Source organism: Sphingorhabdus sp. (assembly GCF_044239045.1).
Taxonomy (GTDB): Bacteria; Pseudomonadota; Alphaproteobacteria; order Sphingomonadales; family Sphingomonadaceae; genus Sphingorhabdus_B.
This window is the reverse complement of sequence record NZ_JBIICD010000002.1, coordinates 59,570-83,301: the sequence shown is the minus strand read 5'-3', so window position 1 is coordinate 83,301 and position 23,732 is coordinate 59,570. Positions and strand designations below refer to the sequence as shown.

Here is a 23,732-nt window from a genome sequence, read left to right as displayed (position 1 = left end):
TATCGCATGATGCAGCGATTATTTCTTAGGCGCAGCCTTTTTGGCAGGTGCCTTTTTAGCTGGTGCAGCTTCTGCGTCCTTTTTAGGGGCGGCCTTCTTCGCAGCAGGCTTGGCGTCCTTGGCAGGTGCCTCGTCCTTTGCGGCTGCCTTTTTGGCAGGTGCCTTTTTCTTGGCGGCAGGCTTTGCATCTGGTTCAGCTTCAATCGCTGCTTCCAGAACGTCCTTAGTCACGGTCTTGTCCGTCACGGTCGCCTTTTCGAACAGGAAGTCGACAACCTTGTCTTCAAACATAGGCGCACGCAATTGCGCAGCTGCCATTGGGTTTTCCTGCAGATATTGCACAAAACGCTGACGATCTTCAGGGCGATATTGCTGTGCAGCTTGCTGCACAAGCATGTTCATTTCCTGCGAAGTCACTTCAACGCCATTGGCTTGGCCAATTTCCGACAGGAGCAAGCCCAAACGCACACGGCGGACGGCGATATCGCGATACTCTTCGCGCTCGGCTTCCATTTCCTTCTTCGCAGCTTCAGCATCTGCTTCGCGCGCAGCTTCCTGCTCCAATTGGGCCCAAATCTGCTCGAACTCTGCTTCGACCATCGAAGGCGGCACGTCGAAATCATGGCCGGCGGCCAGCTGATCCAGCAACTGACGCTTCATATATGTGCGCGTCAGGCCGTTATGCTCTTGCTCAACCTGAACCTTCATCAGCTCGCGCAGCTTGTCGATACCGTCTAGGCCGAACATCTTGGCAAGATTGTCATCGGCCTTGGCTGCAACGGGCTTGCGCACTTCGTTGACGACGATGTCAAAAGTTGCCGCCTTACCCTTTAGGTTTTCAGCGTTGTAATCGTCTGGGAAGGTTACGTTGAGAACCTTTTCGTCATTGGCTTTTACGCCAACCAACTGGTCTTCGAAACCGGGGATCAACTGACCAGAGCCAAGCTCAACGGCCATGCCTTCGCCCTTGCCGCCTTCGAAAGGCACGCCATCAACCTTGCCTTCAAAATCGATAACAACGCTGTCACCCATTTTTGCTGCATATTTCTTGTCAGCCGCTTCAAAGCTCTTTTGGCCTTCGGCAAGCTTCAGGATCGATTCGTCTACTTGTGCGTCGCTGACTTCGACCGTCAGGCGCTCCAGCGTAATGCCATCGATAGAAGGCGCTGCAATCGCAGGCAGAACTTCCAGATGGAAATCGACAACCGCGTCTTTGCCCGGCGCATAATCATCGCCCAAATGGACATGCGGCTGAGTCGCTGGACGCAATTTATTGTCGGAAATCGCCTTTTGGACGCCTTCTTGGATCGTGCTGTTCAGCGCGTCCTGAAGAAGCGAATCCTTATGCATCTTCTTGACCAGATTGGCGGGAACCTTGCCGGGACGGAAACCGGGCATACGCACTTGAGGCGCGATTTTCTTCACCTCGGCATCGATGCGGGATTCAACGTCCTTTGCGGTAATCGTCATGCGATAAGCGCGCTTCAGGCCTTCATTCTGTGTCTCGACGGTCTGCATGTTTTCTTCTCTATCTACGACAGGCCCGCTGGCCTGCCAAAAACTGTTAAATGGCTTTCGGGTTCAACGACAGCCCGGGATATCCCTTTTTCGTGGTGCGGGCGAAGGGACTCGAACCCCCACACCTTGCGATGCCAGAACCTAAATCTGGTGCGTCTACCAATTCCGCCACGCCCGCTTACGAAAAGCTGTCGTTTAACAAACGACGGGAGCCTCTAACGGGAAAGCCGCTGCGGGGCAAGGGGAGAAGCGGCGAAACCACCGCCCCCCTGCACCGCCTGCTTACCCTAAAGCCTTTTTCAGCAAATCGTTGATGATTTGCGGATTAGCCTTGCCCTGCATGGCCTTCATGGTTTGGCCCACGAAGAAGCCGAACAATTTGTCCTTACCGGATCGATATTCCGCAACCTTGTCTTCGTTCGCGGCCATGATTTTGGCGATTTCGGCTTCGATTGCGCCTGTGTCGCTGGTTTGCTTCAGGCCCTTTTCTTCGACGATTGCCGATGCGGCCTGCCCCGTTTCAAGCATGATTTCAAAAACTTGCTTCGCGATGCTGCCGCTGATCGTGCCATCGGCAACTAGACCCAGCAATTCTGCGGCTTGCTTTGGATTGACCGGGCTTTCGTCCAAAGTCTTGCCCATCTTGTTCAGCGCGCCGAACAATTCGGACATCAGCCAGTTCGAACCTTGCTTGGCATCCACGCCTTCGGCCAACAAATCCTCAAACCAAAACGCCGTTTCGGCCTCCACCGTCAGAACGGCGGCGTTATAGGCCGTCAGGCCCATCGCCTCATACCGTGCACGCTTGGCATCGGGAAGTTCAGGCAAGGACGCACGGCATTCCTCCAAAAACGCGTCGTCGAGTTCCACCGGCAATAAATCGGGGTCGGGGAAGTAACGATAGTCATGCGCGTCTTCTTTTGACCGCATCGACCGCGTTTCCATTTTGTTGGGGTCGAACAGGCGGGTTTCCTGCACCACTGCGCCGCCGCTTTCGATCAGGTCCACCTGACGCTGCGCCTCATATTCAATCGCCTGCATCATGAAGCGGATAGAGTTGACGTTCTTAGTTTCGGTGCGCGTGCCCAATTCGCCGCCTGGCTTTCGCACCGAGACATTGACATCGGCGCGCATCGAGCCTTGCTCCATATTCCCATCGCAAGAGCCGACGTAACGCAGGATCGAGCGCAGTTTTTTAAGATATGCGCCGGCTTCCTGCGGACTGCTGATATCAGGGCGCGATACTATTTCCATCAAGGCCACACCCGAACGGTTCAAATCAACGAAAGACATCGTTGGATGCTGGTCATGCATCAACTTACCCGCGTCTTGTTCGACATGGATGCGCTCAATACCGATTTTCTTGGTCGGGCTGTCGGGATCTTTTTCGTTCAGCGTAACCTCAATCTCGCCCTCACCCACGATCGGGTGATAAAGCTGGGAAATCTGGTATCCCTGCGGCAAATCGGCATAGAAATAATTCTTACGGTCAAAGCGTGACCAGCGGTTGATCTGCGCATTGATTGCCATGCCCGTGCGGACGGCCTGACGCAGGCATTCGCGGTTGGGCACGGGCAACATGCCCGGCATGGCGGCATCTACCAAGCTCACATGGCTGTTCGGCTCTCCGCCATAAGCCGCAGAAGCGCCCGAAAATAGCTTGGAATGGCTCGTCACCTGCGCATGGACCTCAAGGCCAATCACGACCTCCCATTCGCCGGTGTTTCCCTGGATGCGGTATTCACTCATCTTCTATCTGCTTTCCAGTTTTGCTATCAAAGCGCGCCTCGCCAATATTCCGCTTGCGCCCAATCCAAGAGATCAACCCTATCACGCTCCCTAATAGCAGCGTTAATGCTGTCTTCTGGAGATCGTTCACCACCACTCTCCAGCTTCCGCCGTAAATCCTGAACGTTGTTCAATCGCGAGGCCCGCGTTCAACACCGCCTGTTCATCGAGCGCTTTGCCGATAATCTGAAGTCCCAAGGGCAAACCCTCTTTGCTCAGGCCACCGGGCACGGACATGGCAGGCAGACCAGCCAGCGAGGCAGGCACCGCGAATACGTCGTTCAGATACATCGACAATGGATCGGCGTTCTTTTCACCCAATCCAAAGGCCGCGCTTGGTGCGGTTGGCGCGAGGATGAGGTCACAGCTTGCCCATGCATTGTCAAAATCACGCGCGATCAAGGCGCGGACCTTTTGCGCTTGGGTGTAATAGGCGTCGTAGAAACCAGCGCTCAACACATAAGTGCCGATCATGATACGGCGGCGCACTTCTTCGCCAAAGCCAGCGGCGCGGGTCGCGGCATACATGTCTTGCAGGCCAGCACCCTCCGGCAAGTCGCGCAGACCGAAGCGCACACCGTCATAGCGCGCAAGGTTCGATGACGCTTCTGCAGGGGCGATGATATAATAAGCTGGCAGCGCATATTTGGTGTGCGGCAGGCTGATATCGACGATTTCCGCGCCCGCATCCTTCAACCAAGCGATGCCATTGTCCCACATACTGGCGATATCTTCGTCTATACCGTCGAGGCGATATTCCTTGGGGATGCCGATACGCTTGCCTTTGAGGTCGCTGTTCAGGCCAGCTTCCCATGCGGGGACTGGCAAATCGAGCGAAGTCGAATCCTTAGGGTCAAAGCCCGCCATCGCCTCCAACATGATCGCGCAATCGCGCACGTCGCGGGCCATTGGGCCAGCTTGGTCCAAGGAGCTGGCAAACGCCACAACGCCCCAGCGCGAGCAGCGACCATAAGTCGGCTTGATGCCGCTAATGCCGACAAAAGCCGCTGGCTGACGAATCGATCCGCCCGTGTCGGTTCCGGTGGCCGCAGGGCAAAGCCGCGCCGCGATAGCCGACGACGAACCGCCCGAAGAACCGCCGGGCGCCAATGCGGCCGTGCTGCCGTCATTGCGCCGCCATGGCGAGATGACATTGCCAAAATAGCTGGTTTCGTTCGACGAGCCCATCGCGAACTGGTCAAGGTTGAGCTTGCCTAACATCCCTGCCCCGGCCTTCCACAAATTAGCAGAAACCGTCGATTCATAGGTCGGCACAAAGCCTTCGAGGATATGGCTAGCGGCAGTCGTCTGCACGCCTTCGGTGCAGAAAAGATCCTTCATACCAATCGGCACGCCAGCCATTTTGCCCAGCGGCTTGCCAGCGGCGCGGTCAGCATCGACGGCTTGCGCAGCCTCTATCGCCTTTTCTGGGGTTTCCACGATGAAAGCGTTCAAGGCCTTTGCCTTGGCGACATTAGAATTGAAGGCGGTCGCCACTTCAACTGCAGTAAATGCGCCGGAAGATACACCGTCACGGATCGCGGCAACGCCTAATTTGGTAAGTTCGGTCATACAAAATCCTCGTCATCCTGAACTTGTTTCAGGATAACACGCGATGGTTGAGCGTTATCCTGAAACAAGTTCAGGATGACGATGAGGGGGCAAAGAACGGCGGTACCGGGAGTGTGAAGGCCCATTATTCAATCACCTTCGGCACGCCAAAGAAGCTGCCTTCCTTGGCTGGTGCATTGGCGAGCACTTTGTCGCGCACATCGCCATCGGTCACAACATCATCGCGCAGGCGCAGCTTATTGGCGATGACAGCTGTCATCGGCTCGACGCCGGTGACGTCGACCTCTCCCAATTGTTCCACCCAGGCCAAAATGCCATTGAGCTCGCCGACCATTTTGTCAGCCTCAGCATCGCTAATCGCGATACGCGAAAGCCGTGCGATTTTGTTCACGGTATCTTTATCTACAGACATAAGCCCGCCGCTAGCATTGCGCCTGCATTGCTTCAACGGAAAAGCTTGGGGTAAAGACCTAATCTTTCAGCCCCCATTCAATTTTCCGATGCTATTTCCATCTAATAGGGTAAATCGCATCAAAATCTTGGGACATACACTTGGCACGTAAATTTCTTTATATCGTCGCAGCGCTCATCGTACTTGTCATTGCCGGTGGCTTTGTCATTCGTATTTATGAAAGCGAGCTGACCGAGCTTGCCTTTGTCCCGACGGCCAAGTTTGAACGACAACCCGCCTTTGATCCCAGTAAATATGCGGGCAATGACATGTGGTTTGCGCGCCCCGGCAAAACAGACAATCCCGCGGACTGGTTGCCGACTGGCGCAGCGAAACCCGAAATGCCAGGTTCAGCCGCGATATTCTTTGTGCATCCTACATCCTATATCGGCCGGGATTATTGGAATGCGCCGCTGAACGATGCAGAATCACAGGACCGCGCGCGTATGTTCCTGCGCGGCCTTGCCTCGCCGCTGGTCAGTGCAGGCGAAATGTGGGCGCCACGATACCGTCAGGCAGCAATTGGCGCGTTTCTGACCACCAAGCCAGAGGGCCAGCAAGCCTTGAATGCCGCTTATCAAGACGTCCTTTTGGCTTTTGATGAATTTGCGGCAAAGGTGCAAAAGGACCGCCCGATCATATTGGCGGGGCATAGCCAAGGCGCCCTGCACCTGACAAATTTGCTTAAGGACCGCGTGGCGGGCAAGCTAATCGCAAAACGCATTGTCGCGGTCTATGCCGTTGGGTGGCCGATATCGATGACCGCTGATCTGCCACAAATGGGCTTACCCGCTTGCGCTGGTCGTGATGACACAGGCTGCATCATGGCATGGCAAAGCTTTGCCGAGCCTGCCGAATATGAACGGATCGTCAAAGTCTATAACGCCACAACCGGATTTAACGGCACGCCGCGCAAGGACACGCCGATGCTGTGCACCAATCCGCTTAACGGCGGCGCGAAGCCTGCGGCTTTGATGGAGGCCAATTTGGGCACGTTGAAACCGGATGATAAGCTAGAGACCGGCGCGCTGATTGTCGGCGCAGTACCGGCGCGATGCGATGGCAAAGGCTTTTTGTTGATAGGTGATCCGCCGGAGATTGGCCCTTATGTCCTGCCCGGTAACAATTATCATGTCTATGACTTCCCCTTATTCTGGGCCAATGTGCGGGCGGATGCGACATGGCGATTGAAGAAGTATCTGCAGAAATGATTTTTGAATCGGTTGCCAGCTTCCGCGATCAACTGCCTAACGGCGGGGTTTTAATCGGGCTCGATATCGGCAGCAAAACCATCGGCACGGCCTTTTGCGATGCTGGCTGGACGTTCGCCTCGCCTGCGGACCTGATTAAGCGCGCCAAGTTTACGAAAGATAAATTCGAATTAAAGGCCGCTATTGCGACGCGGCCAACGCGCGGCATTGTGATTGGCCTGCCGCTCAACATGGATGGCAGCGAAAGCCCGCGAAGCCAGTCGAGCCGCGCCTTTGCAAAAAATATCGAAGATTTGGGTCTTCCCATTTTACTGCGCGATGAACGCTGGTCGACCCAAGCCGTCGAACGCGATATGATTGCCGCCGACATGAGCCGCGCCAAACGCGCCGAGAAAATCGACAGCGGCGCGGCGGCGTTCATCCTGCAAGGTGCGATTGATGCGCTGACCAGTGGGTGATGTTGGTTGGCGGGTTTATGGACGCCTACCGCTCCTGCATGATGAAAGTCAGAATAAGTCTAGATCGTCATCCTGAACTTGTTTCAGGGTCTATCGCGCAGCAAGCCCAGAGCTAGAAAGACTAAATAGACCCTGAAACAAGTTCAGGGTGACGGATAATTTTTTAGAACCGTGCTGAATGGCGCGCCGAAGCCCCAACCTTACAAAACATTTGAGTCTCACCCAAATCCCCGTTAAGGGCATCGCTTTAATGACATGGACATCACCTTTCGCAGCCGACAGCTTTCCTAGCGGGTCGGATGCCTTTCCGCACAAGCATTTGCTTGGTATTGCCGGACTTCAGCCCTGGGAAATTCTCTACATCCTCAAAGAGGCAGAGCAATGGGTTGCTCTCAACCGCGCAGGCGCTGCGAAACATGCGGACACGCTATCTGGCCTGACTATCATCAACGCCTTTTTCGAGAATTCTACCCGCACATTATTGTCGTTCGAAATCGCGGGAAAGCGGCTCGGCGCCGACGTTGTGAATATGCACGCAGCGCAGTCGAGCGTGAAAAAGGGTGAGACCCTCATCGACACGGCCATGACACTCAACGCCATGCGCGCCGATGCCATTGTGATTCGCCATGGTAGTTCGGGCGCTGTGCAACTTATCTCCAGCAAGGTTGACTGCCCGGTCCTCAACGCCGGTGACGGCAGCCACGAGCACCCGACGCAAGCCCTACTAGACGCGCTGACCATCATGCGCCGTAAGGGCAAGGTCGAAGGACAAACCGTCGTGATTTGTGGCGATGTCCTGCACAGCCGCGTCGCCCGGTCAAACCTGTTCTGCCTCAAATCATTGGGCGCAGAAGTACGCGTTGTCGCGCCCCCTGCCCTGATGCCGAGCGGCATACAAGCATTTGGCGCCATTCCCTTCAGCAATTTCGATGCCGCATTGAACGGGGCCGATGTGATCATGATGCTGCGTCTGCAAAACGAACGGATGCAGGGCGATTTCATCCCCTCACCGCGTGAATATTTCCATCTATATGGCCTCGACGAACGACGGTTGGCGTTGGCCAAGCCGGACGCGCTTGTCATGCACCCTGGCCCGATGAACAGGGGCGTGGAAATTGCCAGCAGCGTTGCCGACCATGTCGACCGCTCCGCCATTACCGAGCAAGTAGAAATGGGCGTTGCGGTACGGATGGCCTGTCTCGACATTTTGACCCGCAAAGCGCGCTGTCAGGAGGGTTGGGCATGACCAGCGTGAACATCCTTCAAGGCAATATCATCCTGCCCGGTGCGAAGAAGGCAGAGCTGTTGCCGCTGCATATCGCGGACGGCAAAATTGCATCGGTTGGCAAGGCTGACCAAACAGCAGACCATATTGACGCCAGCGGGTTGATCGTCGCGCCGGGCGTCATTGATTTGGGTGTTTTCAAAACCGACAAGCCCGCCTTCCGATTCGGCGGGATAACCCGCGCGGCATTGATGCCCGATCAATCACCTGTGCATGACGATCCAGCGACCGTGCGCTTTGCCGCATTAAAGGGTAAGCCTGATCTATGGGTGCACCCGCTTGCCGCCGCGACCCAAGGCCTTGATGGTCTGCATATGGCGGAAATTGCGTTGATGAAAGACGCTGGCGCTGTAGCAGTGGCGACTGGCCGCAAATGGATAGCTGACAGCGGCGTCATGCTCCGCATCATGCATTATTGCGCCGCTTTAGACCTTCCCGTCATTGTGCATAGCGAAGATTCAGGGGTGGCCGGCCATGCCGTCGCAACGGCAGGTGAAACCGCCACATTGCTAGGCCTTGCAAGCGCCCCCATTGTTGCCGAAACATTGGCTATCGCCCGCGACCTCTTATTGGCGGAAGAAAGCGGCGCGCATGTGCATTTCCGGCAAGTCACCACCGCACGCGGCCTCGATCTAATTCGCGCAGCAAAAGCGAAAGGCCTACGCGTAACCTGTGGCATCACGCCAGCGCATCTGTTCCTGTCGGACAATGCCATTTCGGATTTCCGCACCTTTGCGCGGCTATCACCGCCGCTGCGATCCGAAAGCGACCGACTGGCATGTATAAAGGCCATTGCCGATGGCACCATTGACGTCATCGCATCAGGCCATGATCCGCGCGGTCCAGAAGACAAGCGTCTGCCGTTTTCCGAAAGCGCGCCTGGCATGGCGGGAGCAGAGACATTGCTGGCGCTGTCGCTCAACCTCGTCCGCGATAATGTGATTTCGATGGGCCGTATGTTTGAATTGCTCGCGTCGAACCCTGCGAAGATATTAGGATTGAACGCAGGTCAAATAGGTGAAGGACAAGAGGCCGATCTGATCCTGATTGACGCTGATGCACCCTGGCAGGTCGATGGTGACCGCATGGCCGCACTGGCCGGCAACACACCCTTCGACCGTTTGCCAGTACAGGGCCGTGTTCGGAAGATGTTAAAGGGCGGCAAGCTTATTTAGCGTCAGGCAGATATTGCTTTAATATCCCGTGGCGGGCCTGCAGCATCGCTGCTGCGTTCAAACGGGCTCCAACCCGCCATCGGTCACCTTACGATAAAAGCAGCTTCTTGCGCCGGTATGGCAGGTTGGTCCTTGCGGCCGCGCGATGATCCACAGGGCGTCTTGATCACAATCGATACGCATGTCGACAATATGCAAGACATTGCCACTGCTTTCGCCCTTTTGCCAAAGCCGCTGACGGCTGCGCGAGAAAAACACGGCCGTGCGCGTTTCGATGCTTTTCGCAAGTGCCTCTGCATTCATATGCCCCACCATTAACACGGCACCATCGGCTTCATCCGTGATGACGGCAGTCACCAGTCCGTTGGCGTCATATTTGGGGTTAAGCGTCGATCCGCTCTCTTGTTCGTCGGTCATATCGGGTAGGTAACCCAAGCATCTTTGCCCCGCCAACATTTTCTTTGTGACAATCGCACGACAAGGGGGAGACAATTGTAAAAGCCATGCCTATAGGCGTCACAGCGAAGCGCAGCGGGATTCGATATATGCTGACCACCGACCCTTTTGATGACGACAAACTTCGCGAGGAGTGCGGAATTTTCGGTGTCTATGACACTGAAGGCGCCTCTGCTATGGTGGCTCTTGGCCTCCACGCGCTCCAACATCGCGGCCAAGAGGCTGCGGGTATTACCAGCTTTGACGACCATGATTTCCACACGCATCGGGCGATGGGCCATGTTGCAGGCAATTTTGACCGCGAAGAAATCATCGGCGGCCTCGTCGGACGATGTGCGATTGGTCATGTTCGTTATTCAACGACGGGCGAAACATCACTGCGCAATGTTCAGCCTTTATATGCCGATCTTGCCACGGGCGGCTTCGCTATTGCGCATAATGGCAATATTTCGAATGCGATGACCCTGCGCCGCGACCTTGTGCGTCGTGGTTCCATTTTCCAGTCGACGTCCGACACAGAAGTGATCATTCATCTGGTTGCGACTTCCGGTTACCGGACGTTGCTCGACCGTTTGATTGACGCGTTGAAGCGCGTAGAGGGTGCCTATTCGCTCCTGTGCCTGACGACAGAGGGCATGATTGCCTGCCGCGACCCGTTGGGTATTCGGCCATTGGTCATGGGCAAGCTTGGCGACACTATCATCTTTGCCTCGGAAACCGTCGCGCTCGATATCGTGGGCGCGGAGTATATCCGTTCGGTAGAACCTGGCGAATTGGTTGTGGTGCGCGGAACCGAAATTCAATCGCACAAGCCGTTCATTCCCATTTCGCAACGGCCCTGCATCTTTGAACATGTCTATTTCTCACGCCCAGACTCGATCGTTGAAGGCATCAGCGTCTATTCGGTCCGCAAGGCAATTGGCGCTGAACTCGCGCGGGAAAATGGCATTGATGTCGATTATGTCATTCCAGTGCCCGATAGCGGCACGCCAGCGGCCATTGGCTATGCCGAAGCGGCGAAAATCCCGTTTGAACTGGGTATCATCCGTTCGCATTATGTCGGCCGCACCTTCATTCAGCCGGGTGACGGCGTTCGCCATTTGGGTGTGAAGTTAAAGCATAACGCCAACAGAAATTTGGTTGCCGGCAAACGCATTGTCCTTATCGACGATTCCATCGTCCGCGGCACAACGTCGCTCAAAATCGTGCAGATGATGCGCGAGGCCGGTGCCGCCGAAGTACATATGCGTATCGCCAGCCCACCGACAATGAACAGCTGCTTTTACGGCGTGGATACCCCCGAACGCTCCAAGCTGCTCGCCAGCCGTATGGATGTCGAAGAAATGCGTCAGTTTATTCAGGCCGACAGTCTCGCGTTTTTGTCCATCGACGGCCTATATCGCGCGCTTGGCGAAGATTCGCGCCATGCGGACACACCGCAATATTGCGACGCGTGTTTCACCGGCGATTATCCAACCACCCTGACCGACCATGAGGAACATGCGGCAAGCGACCTCATGATGCTTGGCGAGCAAAAACTGGCATAACTATGACCAAAGCATTTGAAGGCAAGATTGCGCTCGTAACTGGCGCAAGTCGCGGGATTGGTGCGGCGACGGCGACGGCATTGGCGGCGCAAGGCGCGCATGTCATTTTGACTGCACGTACGGCCAAAGACCTTGAGGCGGTTGAAGACGCAATTTTTGCTGCTGGCGGTAGTGCGACCATTGCGCCGCTCGATTTAACCGATGGCGACAGCATCGCCCGTCTTGCCGCCGCAGTTACCGAACGTTGGGGCAAGCTCGATATCCTTGTCTTGAATGCGGCCATGCTGGGGACCTTAAGCCCCGTGCCCGCGATTGATGGCGCGGAATTTGCACGATTGTTCACATTGAACGTCACGGCACAGCAAGTGATGATCGCATCGTTCGATGCCTTGTTGCGTAAAAGTGATGCAGGCCGACTGGTTGCGCTGACCTCCTCCGTTGGCGCCAGCCCACGTGCGTTTTGGGGCGCATATGGCGCGTCAAAGGCGGCGTTGGAAAATTTGGTCGAATGCTATGGCGATGAGGTCAAAAACCTTTCGCAGGTGCGCACCGCAATCGTCGACCCAGGCCGCACGCGCACCGCGATGCGGGCAAAGGCCTATCCGGGCGAAGACCCGTCAACGGTCAAAGAGCCATCGGTTGTTGCAGATGCAATACTACAGATACTGCAGACCGAATTTGCGACCGGGCATCGGTTGGTGGTTGCGGGTTAAGAAGTTTTTTCGTCATCCTAAACGACCCATCGTCATCCTAAACGACCCTCAGTCATCCTAAACGACCCTCAGTCATCTTGAACGCCCCCTCGTCATCCTGAACTTGTTTCAGGATAACAAGCGACATTGGTTCGTTATCCTGAAACAAGTTCAGGATGACGACCGATAATAGGCGGATGGTCCTATCCCTTCACCACAGCATGGGCCTGTAACGCACGTTCACGCGCGGCTTTGTGACCTATGATCTTGCGTGGATAGTTTTTAGGACGCGCGCCATATTCATCGGGGTCGTGGATATAAGGTTCTTGCAACGCTGCCAATTCAGGCACCCATTCACGGATATAGCGCGCGGCATCGAATTTCTCTGATTGCGACAAGGGCGCCATGATACGCACGAACATATTGCTGTCGACACCTGTTCCAGCCGTCCACTGCCAATTGACGCTGTTGCTGCCATAATCGGCATCGACCAACGTATCCCAAAACCACTTTTCACCTTCGCGCCAATCGATCAGCAGATGTTTGACCAGAAACGATGCCGCAATCATGCGCACGCGGTTATGCATCCAACCCGTCGCCCATAATTGCCGCATGCCGGCATCGACGATGGGATAGCCCGTCCGACCCTTAGTCCAAGCAACAAAATCCGCCTGAACCGCCGGATCAGAAAGGTCACGCCACGGAAGATTATCAAATGCATCACGCGCATTTTTTGCGCCATATTCGGGCATCTGGACAATGACATTCTGCGCATAATCGCGCCAGACCAGTTCTTTCAGAAACACATCCACCGAACCGCCCTGATCCATGGTTGCATGCCAGCAGGCGGCAGGTGATATCTCGCCAAAGTGTAAATGCGGAGACAGAAAGGAGGAGCCTTCTACCGACGGCAGGTTGCGTTTCTCGTCGTAAAACTTTGCCTTATCGACAAAGGCCGTGAGCCGGTCTTGTGCGCCTGCCGCACCAGGCGTCCACATGTCTCCCATGTCGCCCGACCAATCGGGCTTCGTCGGCAGCAAATTCCATGCGGAGAGACTATCGCTATCGGGCCAACTATCTGGCGCGGCAATTTTTGTTGGAGCGGGATGCGGCACTGGCGGCGGCATATGCTGCCACAAAGCGCGCATGAACGGGGTGTAGATCTTATACTGCCCACCGCTGCCTGTGGTCACGCTGCCGGCGGGAAGTAGATAATTACCGTCATGGCATATCAACGCCGTACCTTCGCGCAATCCGTTCGCCACCGCTTTTTCGGCATTGCGCCACCAAGGTTCATAATGGCGGATGCAATGAATGACCGACGCATTGGTTTCTGCGGCCAAGGCGCGCAAAATCTCATCAGATTTACCTGTGCGCAGGAGCAGCTTTGAACCTAACTTCTGCAAATCCGCATCCAACGCGGTCAGGCTATGGTGCAACCACCAACGCGATGCAGCGCCCATTTTGCGATGTTTCGGCGTATCATCGTCGAGGATATACACTGGAATGACCGGCGCGCCGCTCGCAACGGCCGCTGTCAATGCGGGCTGATCCGACAGGCGCAAATCACGGCGGAACCAGAGTATCACGGGCGCTGTCATTTGCCGTCATCTCCGATCGGAAAAGTCTCAGAAAAGCGATCACCGACCATCGGGTCGACAAAGCGTTGGTCGGAAACTTTCAACGCCTTCCTATCGCCCTCACGCACGATCTGCGCGACGGGCATGCGAGACCAAAACAGCAATGGAGACTGCTCGGTTACATTTTCTGCGAAGGACTGCTTATCCGCCACGCCCATATAATGCGCGCGCGCCGCGTCATCGATGCGGACGGTGCTGAAAGCGGTGTAGATGCCCTGCCCATAAAGTCTGTCATTGCGCCACAGCATTTCCCGCTTCCAAAATTGGACAGGAACGGGGTTTGCCACGACGAGGGTGGGCACAATATCATGCTTTTGCTGCACGGCCTCCGCCGTCAATTGCTCGGCGCGGTTCGTTATCAGGCCATTGGCGAGAATATAGGCGCAGATGGCTGTGAAGCTCACCAGAGCCGGCGCGCGCCAGCTTGCGCCTTGCCGCTCACGCCGCCGTGAAATCCAAACGCCCGCGATCAAAGCCGCCCACAACCAAATATCAATGATGAACAATGTATCGCCATAGAACCACTGACTGGAAAAGGGTTCCAAGAAGCGGATGCCATAGCTGTTGAACCAATCAAACAAGGGATGGCTGAGGCAACCGATATAGGCCAAGGCAAGCAGCCAGCCCTTATGCAAAGGCAGCCGCTTCTCCGGTCGCTTCCCCCGCTGGGTTTGCCAGCGGTCATAGCACAGCATGATGCCCCACAAAATCAGCGGCAGGACCAGCATTGCAATCGGCCCATGCGTCAACCCACGCCGCAAAGCGAGATGCTGTTGCCCGCCAAGCAAAGTCGCCACAGCGTCAATATCGGGAATGTTCGCCGCAATGATAAGCGTCGGCATCGCAAGGCCGGTTTTCCGCTTAAGTCCCATTTGGCCAATAAGCGCACCGACAAGGCTATGTGTGAGATTATCCATAGGCCCGCTGCTGGCGCAATGGTTCCGGAATGGCAATACGGCGTTATCGCTATGCTGATTTTCTGCACCCCGCGGCGCGAACCACATCGTCTTGCGACCCAATAAGCTAGACCTGTCCTATTCAGCGCCCTATCATCCAACCAACATGGAGAATGAGATGACTGAAACAACACCCTTTGTTCGCCCTGATGTGGCCCTGTTCCTGCAATTTTTGAACGCGGCGCCAGGTCCTAAATTTTGGGAAGTGCCCGCAGCAGAAGCGCGTGCGATCACGTCGGCGATGCGCGATGTTGCTGATGCGCCTGTCGGTGAACTTGCCGTCATTCGCGATATAGACATTCCCGGCCCTGCAGGAACGATTCCCGCGCGGGTTTATGACCGCCGTGCTGATCGGGGCCCTGGCCCTGTCATGGTGTTTTACCATGGCGGCGGCTTCGTCATTGGCAGCCTGTATAGCTATGAGCCTTATTGCGCCGAAGTTGCGCGCTTGCTTGACCTGCCCGTCATTTCCATCGATTATCGCCTATCGCCGGAACATCCCTTCCCCGCCCCTGCGGAAGATTGCGAAGCGGCAACGCGGTGGATTGCATCTAGCCCCGCGGAACTTGGCCTTACGGTAACTGGTCTCATCACCTCGGGCGACAGCGCGGGCGGAAATCTGACTATTGTGACCAGCATGGCGCTGCGCGACAAGCCGGCTGCTGTGCCGGTATTGGTGCAGTTTCCCATTTACCCTGTCGTCACGCTTGACCCCGATTGGCCAAGCATGCGGGCGTTTTCCAGCGGCTATTTGCTGACCGAAGAGGGCATGGCCTATTTCGGCGAAGGCCATGCAGCTGTGCCGGGTGACTATCGCTCTGAACCTCTCAATTTCCCGCAAGAGGGTATGCCCCCCAGCCTCGTCACCACCGCCAGCCTTGACCCCTTGCGTGATCAGGGTCTTGCTTATGTCGAAAAGCTGAAACAAGCGGGCGTTAAAGTGCAGCACATCAGCGCCGACGGCAACATCCACGGCCATATCAACATTCGCCAAGCGATTCCGTCGGTTCAGGCCGATGTCGAAGGCTATATCAATGCTTTGAAAATCATGCTCGCTGAAGTATCGCCTGCCGCATGACCACTCGTTTTGACGACCTTCCCTACCGCCCCTGCGCGGGCATCATGCTTACCAATATGCAAGGCAAGATTTTCGTAGGGCAGCGCATGGACCGGCCCCAAGGCACAGACGCTTGGCAGATGCCACAAGGCGGCATTGACGAAGGCGAAGAAGCGGAGGCCGCGGCTTTACGCGAATTGTTCGAAGAAACCGGCGTCCGCGCGGACTTGGTCGACATTCTCGCCCGCAGCAAAGAAGAGCATTTCTACGATTTACCCGACGATATGATTGGGCGGATCTGGAAGGGCAAATATCGCGGTCAGCGGCAGATATGGTTTCTCATGCGGTTCAAGGGCAGAGATAGCGATATCAACATTGAAACCGAGCATCAGGAATTCACAAGCTGGCAATGGGTGGACGCGCTTATGGTCCCGCAACTCATCGTGCCGTTTAAAAAGCGGCTATATGAGAATATTCTCGCTGAATTTGCCGACCTGATTTAGGCGATCAATTCGCCTTAGGCTCCGGCATTGCGCCCAATTTCGTTTTTAGGTCAATGGCACTTGCCTGCGCCTGTTCCTTGCGTGACGCTGCTTCGATAGCTATCGACAAGCGAGCAACGGAGACGCAATCTGTGCGACACACCGTTGTCAGGCGGGCCATATTCTTTCGCGCCTGTTCCAGCGCGCCTTTAGCAATAAAGGCATTGGCTTGCTCGGCCAATGCGATCTGGTCATTTGGATCAATCTCCAGCGCCTCTGTATAAAAACTGATGGCCTTGCCGTTCAATCCTTGCGTTTGAACCGCCCGCGCCATGCCGACATAAGCGGCACGGTTGCGCGGGTCGACTGCGAGCGCGGTTTCATACCAACCGATTGCGCTATCTACGCGGCCAGCTTTGGCTTCCTCGTCGCCGGTTTTCACCAAAGCGATGGAACGGGCGTCAATGTCCGCGTCCGCCCGGCCGCTGATGCTGGCGCTCGACATGATGGCGAGCGTGAGTGACAGAGCAATCGCCGCGGGTGAAAAACGCATACATTTTATCCAAAAATTTTCGGTCCGTTTCGCTATCACAGCTTTTGGAGCCTCGCGAAGAAAAAGCCGTCGCTGCCGTCATGTAAAGGCGTCAGCAACACACCGTCACCATCGGCACGCCCCATGGAAACACCAGCATCCACCGCGCGCCAGCCATTATGCGATTTCAAGAACGCTGCCACTTGCCCCTTGCCCTCATTTTCGATGAGCGAGCATACCGCATAGACTATATGCCCGCCACGCGCGACCATTTCCGAACCAATGTCCAACAGCTTGGCTTGTTCATCGACCACGCGCTTCAACCGTGCAGCATCCAAGCGCCAGCGCGTTTCGGGGTTCCGCCGCCAAGTGCCACTGCCTGAGCAAGGTGCGTCGATCAGAACAAGATCACATTTATCCTTAAGATCAGACAGCATGTCTTTCTCTTTATTAGGATTTAACAAGCGCGTTTCAACATTACTTGCCCCTGCCCGCGCGGCGCGTGGCTGTAACTGGTCCAGACGGTTGCGGTTGGTGTCGGTCGCTATAAGGCGCCCCGCGTTTCGCATCGCTGCGGCCAAAGCAAGCGTCTTACCGCCCGCACCAGCGCACAGGTCAAGCACGGTCCCAAGCCCCTTGGCCTGACACGCCTCAACAATAATCTGGCTGCCCAAATCCTGTATCTCAACTTGTCCATTTTCGACTGCGGGATGACTGTCGATTGCGGTGCCACCGGGCAAGCGCAGCGCAAAGTCGAGCGCTGGCAATATTTCCGCCTCTGGCAACAAAGCCGCAACTTCCTCCCGCCGGGCCTTTAACGCGTTGACCCGTAAGTCCATGGGCGCGCGATCGAGCAAGGATGCTTGCTCGGTTTCATCGATATGTGCGGAGAATAAAGGCTTTATCCATTTGGGCAAAGCACCGCCCGTCGAACGCGCCTCTGCTGGGTCAATGATCGCCGGGCCATAATCGCTGCCGTCGAACAGTGCCGCAAGCTCCGAATCCGCATCCGCCATTGCGGCGAAGGCCGAGCGTGCAGTCGCAGGGCGCTTGCCAAAACGCCGGATGACACCCCACGCCAAATCACGCACAGCGCGGCGGTCCTTTGACCCCGCATAGCGCCGCTCGGCAAAAAAGCGTTTGGCAATCTGATCCGCAGAAGCACCACCATCACGGGCCGCAAGGATGATCTGATCAACCAACTCAATCGCCGATTGCAGGCGCGCAGCGGGCCTCATGACTTAACGCGTCGGATAATTGGGTGCTTCGCGTGTGATGGTAACGTCATGAACATGGCTTTCCCGTAATCCGGCATTGGTGATACGCACAAACTGCGCGCGTTCCTGTAGGTCGGCGATCGTGCGCGAACCTGTATAACCCATCGCAGCCTTTACGCCGCCGACAAGCTGATGAATGACATCACGTGCAGGCCCTTTGAAGGGCACCTGCCCTTCAATGCCTTCAGGGACCAGCTTAAGCTGATCCTTGATATCCTGTTGAAAATAGCGGTCAGCGGATCCGCGCGCCATTGCGCCCACGCTGCCCATGCCGCGATAGCTTTTATAGGCGCGGCCTTGATACAAAAATGTCTCGCCCGGTGCCTCTTCGGTGCCCGCGAGCAATGATCCTACCATAACCGAGGATGCACCAGCGGCAAGCGCCTTGGCCAAATCGCCCGATGTACGCAAACCGCCATCGGCAATGACAGGAATTCCGGATTTTGCCGCTTCTGCTGCTGATTCCATAATTGCCGTCAATTGCGGCACGCCAACGCCCGCAACCACGCGAGTGGTGCAGATTGATCCGGGGCCAATGCCAACCTTGATGCCATCTGCGCCCGCATCAATCAACGCGCGGGTGGCGGCGGCGGTTGCGACATTGCCAGCCACAATCTGAACCTCTGGAGCCATCCGCTTGATTTCGGCAACCGCAGCGGCGACCATCGCGCTATGGCCATGCGCCGTATCCACGACGATCAGGTCGCATTCGGCGTCAATTAACGCCTTTGTATAAGCCAAGCCTTTTTCACCGACGGTGGTCGCTGCAGCGACGCGCAACCGTCCGGAGCTATCCTTGGTCGCATTGGGGTAAAGAACAGCCTTTTCGATATCCTTGACCGTAATCAGGCCAATACAATGATAAGCATCATCCACAACCAACAGCTTCTCAATCCGCCGCTGATGCAGCAAACGCCGCGCTTCTTCTTGCGTGACGGACGCCGACACCGTCGCCAGATTTTCGTGTGTCATTAGTTCGGACACAGGTTGCGCTGGATTTTCGGCAAAGCGCACATCGCGGTTGGTTAATATGCCCGCAAGCTTTCCGCTCGCTTCCACCACCGGTATGCCGGAAATGGCATTGGCCAGCATCAGCGCCTGCGCTTCGGCCAATGTTGCATCTGGCGCGATGGTGATGGGGTTGACGACCATGCCGCTTTCAAAACGCTTCACCTGACGGACCGCGGCGCATTGTTCTTCGATGCTGAGATTGCGGTGCAAGACACCAATACCGCCAAGCTGCGCCATGACGATGGCCATGCGCGCTTCGGTCACGGTGTCCATCGCCGACGACAAAACGGGAATATTCAAAGAAATGCTTTTGGTCAGTCGCGTGCGTGTATCGGCTTGGCTGGGCAAAATATCGGACGCACCGGGCTGTAACAGCACGTCGTCAAATGTAAGACCGAGGGGAATTTCTTTCATGGGGCCACCGCTTTAAGCTTTGATTCGTGGCGGCCCATGTAAACAGTAACCTTTTTATTCGCCAGCCTTCTTCGCTTTATATTTTCGCGTATCGGCAAAATGGCGGCCGAGCGCGATATGGAGGTCGGCGTCTTCGGCTGCACCGCCCAATTCTGTAATGTCGGTCAACTCATCATTGGGACCATGATAATCACTGCCCAAAAATTTCTGCATCAGGTTCAGGTCGGCGAATGAACCGCCCACCATCAACGCAGGAACACCCTTTTGCGCCAGCGCCCACCCGTCCTGGCGTTGCAGGAAGGCATTGGCATCGGTAGACCCTTCAATTGCCCGACCCGTCTTCTTTGCAACGGATTCAACCTCGGCATCCAGCGGCGTTGTTCCCCGGCCAATAATCGCCACTTTCGACCCGCGCGGGGCAATCGCGATAGTGTCGATGTTTAACGAAAGAATGATCTGGTCCAAAGGCAGCACAGGTTTGTCAGCAAAGGCATAAGCGCCCAACAAGCCGCTTTCCTCTGCTGTGGTCGCCAGAAAATAGATATCACGATCATGCTTTTTCTTGGCCAAAGCTTCGGCAACTTCATTCATCACGGCAATGCCGCTGGCGTTATCAACCGCGCCATTACAAATACGGTCGGGCGCGCCTTCGGGCGCACAAATGCCCAGATGGTCCCAGTGCCCCATGAACAATAAAGCGCCGCTGTTTTTCTTGCGCCCGGGGATCTTGCCGATGACGTTGGAACTGTTGAAACGATATATGTCGGTTTTCACCTCCAGATCCGCTTCAATACCAAGCGCTTCTCCCGCATAATCCGCCTGTTTGGCATTGGTGCGTAATTTGTCCCAATCCTGTCCAGCCGCGGTAACCAACTCGACCACAAACTCGGTACTGATGGCGCCCTCCAATGGCGCGCGCTTCTCTCTGGCCTCCAGCGCGATAGGGCGCGACAAAAGCTGACGGCGCAATGTCGGCCAATTGCCTTGGCTGTCTCCCACAAAAATGACCGCCTCTGCACCCGCCGCAATCAAGGCTTCGCGACGGGCACGCGGCGATTTCATATTGTCCGGTACATTATCCGCACCAAATAGGACGATCGCTGCCTTACCCTTAACATCAGCCGCCACCTTACCATTCGCTGTCACGCCTGCTCCAGTGAATATCAATGGCACGTTGCTGCGCACATAAGCCGCTTGCTGACCGATCAGGACGATGTCGTCCGAAACGATCCGTAATTTCCGGCCTTTGGCGGTGAAAGCATGAGAAGAGCTGCCCCGCCCGCGTTGAATCAGCGGCACTGGATCAAACCAGCTGCCGTCGGCCGCCGCAGGTTTCAGCTCTGCCTTTGCCCAAGCTTCGGCAATATATTTGACTGTCTTGGCTTCGCCTTCGGTGCCCGGTTTGCGCCCTTCAAATGCGTCGCTGGCAAGTATTTCAACATGGCCGCGCAAGTCCGCCTCGGTCACGCCTTTTGCAGATAATGGCCCGCAAGCCAGCGCGGCTGTGCTTATAAGAAAGGCATAACGGGCAAGACGCATATTTATCGCTCCGGATCAGGATATAACGCCGCCCATCGCATGTCGGGAACGCTCTATCGTCAACTTCGCTTTCTCTACATGCATCGATTCAATCATGCGACACTTAAATCGCTACGCAGCGCCTCGGTTCGCCGCAATTCACTCTTCTGCTTCGGTAATATTTGCGGTCCGGAAATTAACAATATAGGGTGAAAAAATGTCTGAGTGGCTCGACACATTATCAACGCATTGGTTCTGGCTTGTGCTTGGGATCTCCCTAATACTCGCCGAATGGGTTGCGCGGGGCCGATATCTGATGTGGGTTGGCTTGGCTGCATTGATTATAGGCACAGCGGACTATTTCCTGCCCATCACCCTTGCCTATCAAGTCGCAATGTTCGTCATATTGTCCGTCTTGACCGTCTTTGCGGGTAAAAAGTTTCACCAGTAAACACGCCATCAAGCCAGAGATGCAACGCAATCATGCTTTACATCCGATCTAGACTGCCAAGATCAGGCGCCACAAAGGTCCGCCGAGCCTCCGCCGAAAATAGAAGCTCTTTGGAATAAAAGCGAAGCGGATAATCCCGGCGTCCGCGTGCTGATAGCAACAGGCTATTGACCGACTGATAGAGAAATAGGTGGCTCCCGACATCCGCGAAATGCGCCTTCACCGCTGCGACATACACTTGGGTGATTGTCTCGTGATAACCTTGGGCATCATCATTCACGCCGCCACTAGCGAGATTGTACCTCGATATAATCCCCGGCAATTCGCACTCTATATCAATATCGCAACGATCACGGACAAGCCAGCTGCACGCCGCCAAATGCGCCTCATGTGTCCACGCGTCACGCGGCAAAGTGGCAGCCAACAAGCCCTCACCAATAGCGACTATCGACGCATCATCGGCGAACAAGCGAACATCAAAACTGGACATTCTCCGGACTTCCAATCAGTCCGGCATATCCGGACGTGTTAAGGCACTTTAGGTGCCGACTGCCTAACACCTTCATCAACATGATCGGCAAATTGCGCGAAATTATCAATGAATTGTTGTGCCAGCTTTCGCGCCGTCACATCATATTCCGCGCTGTCGGACCATGCCGCCCGCGGGTCAAGGATGCCACTGTCGACGCCCGGCACCGCCACCGGAAATTCAAAGCCAAAGTTTGGATCCTGGCGGAATTCGGCATTGTTCAGGCTACCATCCAGCGCCGCATTCAAAAGCGCACGCGTGGCCTTTATCGGCATACGGCTGATGCCGGGCATCGTTGCCTTACCACCGGTCCAGCCAGTGTTGACCAACCAGCATTGGACACTGCCCTTGGCAATGCGCTCTTTCAACAAATTGCCATAGACGCTTGGGTGCCGCGGCATGAATGGCGCGCCAAAGCAGGTGGAGAATGTCGCCTCCGGCTCCGTTACGCCAATTTCGGTCCCGGCAACACGTGCCGTATAGCCCGAAAGGAAATGATACATCGCCTGATCCGGCGTTAACCGCGCGATGGGCGGCAACACGCCATAGGCATCGGCGGTCAGGAAGATGATCGTATTGGGCACGGGGCCCATATTTTTTTCCGATGTATTCGGAATAAATTCGATGGGGTACGAACCACGGCTATTTTCGGCGAGGCTGTTGTCGTCAAAGTCCAATTCGCGTGTTTTCGGGTCAATGACAACATTTTCAAGCACCGTGCCAAAACGCTTTGTAGTGGCGAAGATTTCAGGCTCCGCCTCAGGCGACAGCCGGATCATCTTGGCGTAGCATCCACCTTCAAAGTTGAAAACGGCGGTGTCGGACCAGCCATGTTCGTCATCACCTATCAATGTGCGGCTGGCGTCGGCTGACAATGTGGTCTTGCCGGTGCCTGACAGGCCAAAAAACACAGCGGTATGCCCATCCGCACCAATATTGGCCGAACAATGCATGGGCATCACGCCTTTTACCGGCAGCAAGTAATTGAGGATACCGAACACCGACTTCTTCATTTCGCCAGCATAAGCGGTGCCGCCAATCAGGATCAGCTTTTCAGTGAAGTTGACCGCAATCACCGTCTCACTGCGGCAACCATGGCGTGCCGGATCGGCGCGGAAGCTCGGCAAATCGATGATGGTATATTCGGGAACGAAGCTCGCCAATTCGTTTTGGGTCGGGCGCACCAGCAATGTGCGAATGAACAAATTATGCCACGCAAATTCGTTGATAACGCGGACATTGACCCGATGCTCAGGCTGCGACCCGCCAAACAGATCAGCAACATATAACTTGTCTTTACCGCCAAGCGCCGCAATGAAATCTTCCTTCAAAGCTGCGAAATGCGCGGGATCCATGGCGACATTGGTCTTGCCCCACCAGATGCTGTTTTCGGTTTCGGCGTCGCGGACAATATATTTATCCTTCGCCGAGCGGCCAGTATGCGCGCCGGTTTTGACAACAAGCGGACCATCCTTGGCCAGCATGCCTTCTGAATTGGCCAAAGCGGCTTCCACCAATGGCGCCGTGCCGAGGTTGCAAAACAGTGTCGCTTCTGTGTCGAAACCCTGTTGCGCAAGTGAGATATTCAGTGGTGTCGACATTACAAGCTCCGGCAAAAATTGCGAATCTAGTGCATACGTATGCACATTGAAGACGCCGCCGGTATACGATGCATCGTAGAAGGTCAAATAGGGGGCGTGTCATTTTGCAAG

22 protein-coding genes and 1 tRNA gene are annotated in these 23,732 nt (G+C 55.6%); 9 read left to right on the top strand and 14 right to left on the bottom strand.

The genetic code is table 11. The features are described from left to right. Positions 1-18: 18 nt before the first annotated feature. From tig to gatC, 5 genes are all read right to left on the bottom strand, one after another. Entirely contained in the window at positions 19-1,518 is a 1,500-nt protein-coding gene (gene tig, locus ACILP4_RS01235) for a trigger factor (RefSeq protein ID WP_395618937.1), read from the bottom strand. Positions 1,519-1,611: 93 nt separating this feature from the next. Continuing rightward, positions 1,612-1,696 (bottom strand) — tRNA-Leu (locus tag ACILP4_RS01230). Between the two features lie 104 nt (positions 1,697-1,800). Continuing rightward, a complete protein-coding gene (gatB, locus tag ACILP4_RS01225) occupies positions 1,801-3,267 on the bottom strand; it encodes an Asp-tRNA(Asn)/Glu-tRNA(Gln) amidotransferase subunit GatB (RefSeq protein WP_395618936.1) in 1,467 nt (488 codons plus the stop codon). A 126-nt stretch (positions 3,268-3,393) separates the two neighbouring features. Then, the gene (gene gatA, locus ACILP4_RS01220) at positions 3,394-4,878 is read right to left on the bottom strand and encodes an Asp-tRNA(Asn)/Glu-tRNA(Gln) amidotransferase subunit GatA (RefSeq protein ID WP_395618935.1); all 1,485 of its coding nucleotides are present in this window, start codon (positions 4,876-4,878) and stop codon (positions 3,394-3,396) included. 124 nt (positions 4,879-5,002) lie between these two features. Then, positions 5,003-5,290 carry an Asp-tRNA(Asn)/Glu-tRNA(Gln) amidotransferase subunit GatC gene (gene gatC / locus ACILP4_RS01215; RefSeq protein ID WP_125230048.1) on the bottom strand — a complete coding sequence of 96 codons (288 nt, stop codon included), beginning with the start codon at positions 5,288-5,290 and terminating at the stop codon, positions 5,003-5,005. Between the two features lie 140 nt (positions 5,291-5,430). Between gatC and ACILP4_RS01210 the strand changes: the two genes are divergently transcribed. The 4 genes from ACILP4_RS01210 to ACILP4_RS01195 all read left to right on the top strand — a co-directional run bounded on the left by ACILP4_RS01210 (position 5,431) and on the right by ACILP4_RS01195 (position 9,458). Continuing rightward, on the top strand, positions 5,431-6,540 hold the full coding sequence (locus ACILP4_RS01210) for a DUF3089 domain-containing protein (protein WP_395618934.1): 1,110 nt from the start codon (positions 5,431-5,433) through the stop codon (positions 6,538-6,540). Then, positions 6,537-6,998 (top strand): Holliday junction resolvase RuvX, encoded by a 462-nt coding sequence (gene ruvX, locus ACILP4_RS01205; RefSeq protein ID WP_395619025.1) that lies wholly within the window; start codon positions 6,537-6,539, stop codon positions 6,996-6,998. The genes ACILP4_RS01210 and ruvX overlap by 4 nt, the downstream gene beginning before the upstream one ends. 250 nt (positions 6,999-7,248) lie before the next feature. Further along, positions 7,249-8,244 carry an aspartate carbamoyltransferase catalytic subunit gene (locus tag ACILP4_RS01200; RefSeq protein WP_395618933.1) on the top strand — a complete coding sequence of 332 codons (996 nt, stop codon included), beginning with the start codon at positions 7,249-7,251 and terminating at the stop codon, positions 8,242-8,244. Continuing rightward, the gene (locus tag ACILP4_RS01195; protein ID WP_395618932.1) at positions 8,241-9,458 is read left to right on the top strand and encodes a dihydroorotase family protein; all 1,218 of its coding nucleotides are present in this window, start codon (positions 8,241-8,243) and stop codon (positions 9,456-9,458) included. The genes ACILP4_RS01200 and ACILP4_RS01195 overlap by 4 nt, the downstream gene beginning before the upstream one ends. Before the next feature lie 57 nt (positions 9,459-9,515). Here ACILP4_RS01195 and hisI read toward each other — a convergent pair whose 3' ends face one another. After that, positions 9,516-9,875: a phosphoribosyl-AMP cyclohydrolase gene (gene hisI, locus ACILP4_RS01190; RefSeq protein WP_395619024.1), complete on the bottom strand. Its 360-nt coding sequence runs from the start codon at positions 9,873-9,875 to the stop codon at positions 9,516-9,518. Positions 9,876-10,003: 128 nt separating this feature from the next. Here hisI and purF point away from each other — a divergent pair, with 128 nt between their 5' ends. Together purF and ACILP4_RS01180 are read left to right on the top strand one after the other, a co-directional pair. Beyond that, positions 10,004-11,461 (top strand): amidophosphoribosyltransferase, encoded by a 1,458-nt coding sequence (purF, locus tag ACILP4_RS01185; protein WP_395618931.1) that lies wholly within the window; start codon positions 10,004-10,006, stop codon positions 11,459-11,461. Positions 11,462-11,463: 2 nt separating this feature from the next. Next, entirely contained in the window at positions 11,464-12,174 is a 711-nt protein-coding gene (locus tag ACILP4_RS01180; protein WP_395618930.1) for an SDR family NAD(P)-dependent oxidoreductase, read from the top strand. 182 nt (positions 12,175-12,356) lie between these two features. On the opposite strand, the gene ACILP4_RS01175 is transcribed toward ACILP4_RS01180, so the two are convergent. Both ACILP4_RS01175 and ACILP4_RS01170 read right to left on the bottom strand, forming a co-directional pair. Continuing rightward, entirely contained in the window at positions 12,357-13,754 is a 1,398-nt protein-coding gene (locus ACILP4_RS01175) for a cryptochrome/photolyase family protein (protein WP_395618929.1), read from the bottom strand. Continuing rightward, positions 13,751-14,710 (bottom strand): metal-dependent hydrolase, encoded by a 960-nt coding sequence (locus ACILP4_RS01170; RefSeq protein ID WP_395618928.1) that lies wholly within the window; start codon positions 14,708-14,710, stop codon positions 13,751-13,753. The genes ACILP4_RS01175 and ACILP4_RS01170 overlap by 4 nt, the downstream gene beginning before the upstream one ends. 157 nt (positions 14,711-14,867) lie before the next feature. Between ACILP4_RS01170 and ACILP4_RS01165 the strand changes: the two genes are divergently transcribed. Both ACILP4_RS01165 and ACILP4_RS01160 read left to right on the top strand, forming a co-directional pair. After that, positions 14,868-15,827, top strand: a complete 960-nt coding sequence (locus ACILP4_RS01165) for an alpha/beta hydrolase (RefSeq protein WP_395618927.1) — start codon at positions 14,868-14,870, stop codon at positions 15,825-15,827. Continuing rightward, entirely contained in the window at positions 15,824-16,309 is a 486-nt protein-coding gene (locus tag ACILP4_RS01160) for an RNA pyrophosphohydrolase (protein ID WP_395618926.1), read from the top strand. The genes ACILP4_RS01165 and ACILP4_RS01160 overlap by 4 nt, the downstream gene beginning before the upstream one ends. A 4-nt stretch (positions 16,310-16,313) precedes the next feature. On the opposite strand, the gene ACILP4_RS01155 is transcribed toward ACILP4_RS01160, so the two are convergent. Genes ACILP4_RS01155 through ACILP4_RS01140 form a run of 4 tightly spaced genes read right to left on the bottom strand, consistent with a single transcriptional unit; the run spans position 16,314 to position 21,061 of the window. Then, complete coding sequence (locus tag ACILP4_RS01155) at positions 16,314-16,841, bottom strand: hypothetical protein (RefSeq protein ID WP_395618925.1); 528 nt, start codon at positions 16,839-16,841, stop codon at positions 16,314-16,316. A 35-nt stretch (positions 16,842-16,876) separates the two neighbouring features. Then, positions 16,877-18,058, bottom strand: coding sequence for an RsmB/NOP family class I SAM-dependent RNA methyltransferase (locus ACILP4_RS01150; RefSeq protein WP_395618924.1), 1,182 nt, complete (start codon positions 18,056-18,058; stop codon positions 16,877-16,879). Positions 18,059-18,061: 3 nt separating this feature from the next. Then, positions 18,062-19,522 (bottom strand): IMP dehydrogenase, encoded by a 1,461-nt coding sequence (gene guaB, locus ACILP4_RS01145; RefSeq protein ID WP_395618923.1) that lies wholly within the window; start codon positions 19,520-19,522, stop codon positions 18,062-18,064. Positions 19,523-19,576: 54 nt separating this feature from the next. Beyond that, positions 19,577-21,061, bottom strand: coding sequence for a M28 family peptidase (locus ACILP4_RS01140; RefSeq protein ID WP_395618922.1), 1,485 nt, complete (start codon positions 21,059-21,061; stop codon positions 19,577-19,579). A gap of 196 nt (positions 21,062-21,257) precedes the next feature. On the opposite strand from ACILP4_RS01140, the gene ACILP4_RS01135 reads away from it, so the two are divergent. Beyond that, entirely contained in the window at positions 21,258-21,491 is a 234-nt protein-coding gene (locus ACILP4_RS01135) for an NfeD family protein (RefSeq protein WP_395618921.1), read from the top strand. Positions 21,492-21,528: 37 nt separating this feature from the next. Here the strand turns inward: ACILP4_RS01135 and ACILP4_RS01130 are convergent, their stop codons facing one another. Both ACILP4_RS01130 and ACILP4_RS01125 read right to left on the bottom strand, forming a co-directional pair. Continuing rightward, a complete protein-coding gene (locus ACILP4_RS01130; protein WP_395618920.1) occupies positions 21,529-21,981 on the bottom strand; it encodes a hypothetical protein in 453 nt (150 codons plus the stop codon). 38 nt (positions 21,982-22,019) lie between these two features. Further along, positions 22,020-23,621 carry a phosphoenolpyruvate carboxykinase gene (locus tag ACILP4_RS01125; protein ID WP_395618919.1) on the bottom strand — a complete coding sequence of 534 codons (1,602 nt, stop codon included), beginning with the start codon at positions 23,619-23,621 and terminating at the stop codon, positions 22,020-22,022. Positions 23,622-23,732: the final 111 nt, after the last annotated feature.

Excerpts from the sequence above, each read along its gene's own strand:
- gatA (WP_395618935.1), bottom strand. The coding sequence starts at position 4,878 with ATGACCGAACTTACCAAATTAGGCGTTGCCGCGATCCGTGACGGTGTA.
- ACILP4_RS01125 (WP_395618919.1), bottom strand. The coding sequence starts at position 23,621 with ATGTCGACACCACTGAATATCTCACTTGCGCAACAGGGTTTCGACACA.
- ACILP4_RS01200 (WP_395618933.1), top strand. The coding sequence starts at position 7,249 with ATGACATGGACATCACCTTTCGCAGCCGACAGCTTTCCTAGCGGGTCG.
- ACILP4_RS01135 (WP_395618921.1), top strand. The coding sequence starts at position 21,258 with ATGTCTGAGTGGCTCGACACATTATCAACGCATTGGTTCTGGCTTGTG.
- gatB (WP_395618936.1), bottom strand. The coding sequence starts at position 3,267 with ATGAGTGAATACCGCATCCAGGGAAACACCGGCGAATGGGAGGTCGTG.
- ACILP4_RS01150 (WP_395618924.1), bottom strand. The coding sequence starts at position 18,058 with ATGAGGCCCGCTGCGCGCCTGCAATCGGCGATTGAGTTGGTTGATCAG.
- gatC (WP_125230048.1), bottom strand. The coding sequence starts at position 5,290 with ATGTCTGTAGATAAAGATACCGTGAACAAAATCGCACGGCTTTCGCGT.
- ACILP4_RS01175 (WP_395618929.1), bottom strand. The coding sequence starts at position 13,754 with ATGACAGCGCCCGTGATACTCTGGTTCCGCCGTGATTTGCGCCTGTCG.
- ACILP4_RS01130 (WP_395618920.1), bottom strand. The coding sequence starts at position 21,981 with ATGTCCAGTTTTGATGTTCGCTTGTTCGCCGATGATGCGTCGATAGTC.
- purF (WP_395618931.1), top strand. The coding sequence starts at position 10,004 with ATGCTGACCACCGACCCTTTTGATGACGACAAACTTCGCGAGGAGTGC.
- ACILP4_RS01160 (WP_395618926.1), top strand. The coding sequence starts at position 15,824 with ATGACCACTCGTTTTGACGACCTTCCCTACCGCCCCTGCGCGGGCATC.
- ACILP4_RS01140 (WP_395618922.1), bottom strand. The coding sequence starts at position 21,061 with ATGCGTCTTGCCCGTTATGCCTTTCTTATAAGCACAGCCGCGCTGGCT.
- ACILP4_RS01180 (WP_395618930.1), top strand. The coding sequence starts at position 11,464 with ATGACCAAAGCATTTGAAGGCAAGATTGCGCTCGTAACTGGCGCAAGT.
- ruvX (WP_395619025.1), top strand. The coding sequence starts at position 6,537 with ATGATTTTTGAATCGGTTGCCAGCTTCCGCGATCAACTGCCTAACGGC.
- tig (WP_395618937.1), bottom strand. The coding sequence starts at position 1,518 with ATGCAGACCGTCGAGACACAGAATGAAGGCCTGAAGCGCGCTTATCGC.
- guaB (WP_395618923.1), bottom strand. The coding sequence starts at position 19,522 with ATGAAAGAAATTCCCCTCGGTCTTACATTTGACGACGTGCTGTTACAG.
- ACILP4_RS01155 (WP_395618925.1), bottom strand. The coding sequence starts at position 16,841 with ATGCGTTTTTCACCCGCGGCGATTGCTCTGTCACTCACGCTCGCCATC.
- ACILP4_RS01195 (WP_395618932.1), top strand. The coding sequence starts at position 8,241 with ATGACCAGCGTGAACATCCTTCAAGGCAATATCATCCTGCCCGGTGCG.
- hisI (WP_395619024.1), bottom strand. The coding sequence starts at position 9,875 with ATGACCGACGAACAAGAGAGCGGATCGACGCTTAACCCCAAATATGAC.
- ACILP4_RS01165 (WP_395618927.1), top strand. The coding sequence starts at position 14,868 with ATGACTGAAACAACACCCTTTGTTCGCCCTGATGTGGCCCTGTTCCTG.
- ACILP4_RS01170 (WP_395618928.1), bottom strand. The coding sequence starts at position 14,710 with ATGGATAATCTCACACATAGCCTTGTCGGTGCGCTTATTGGCCAAATG.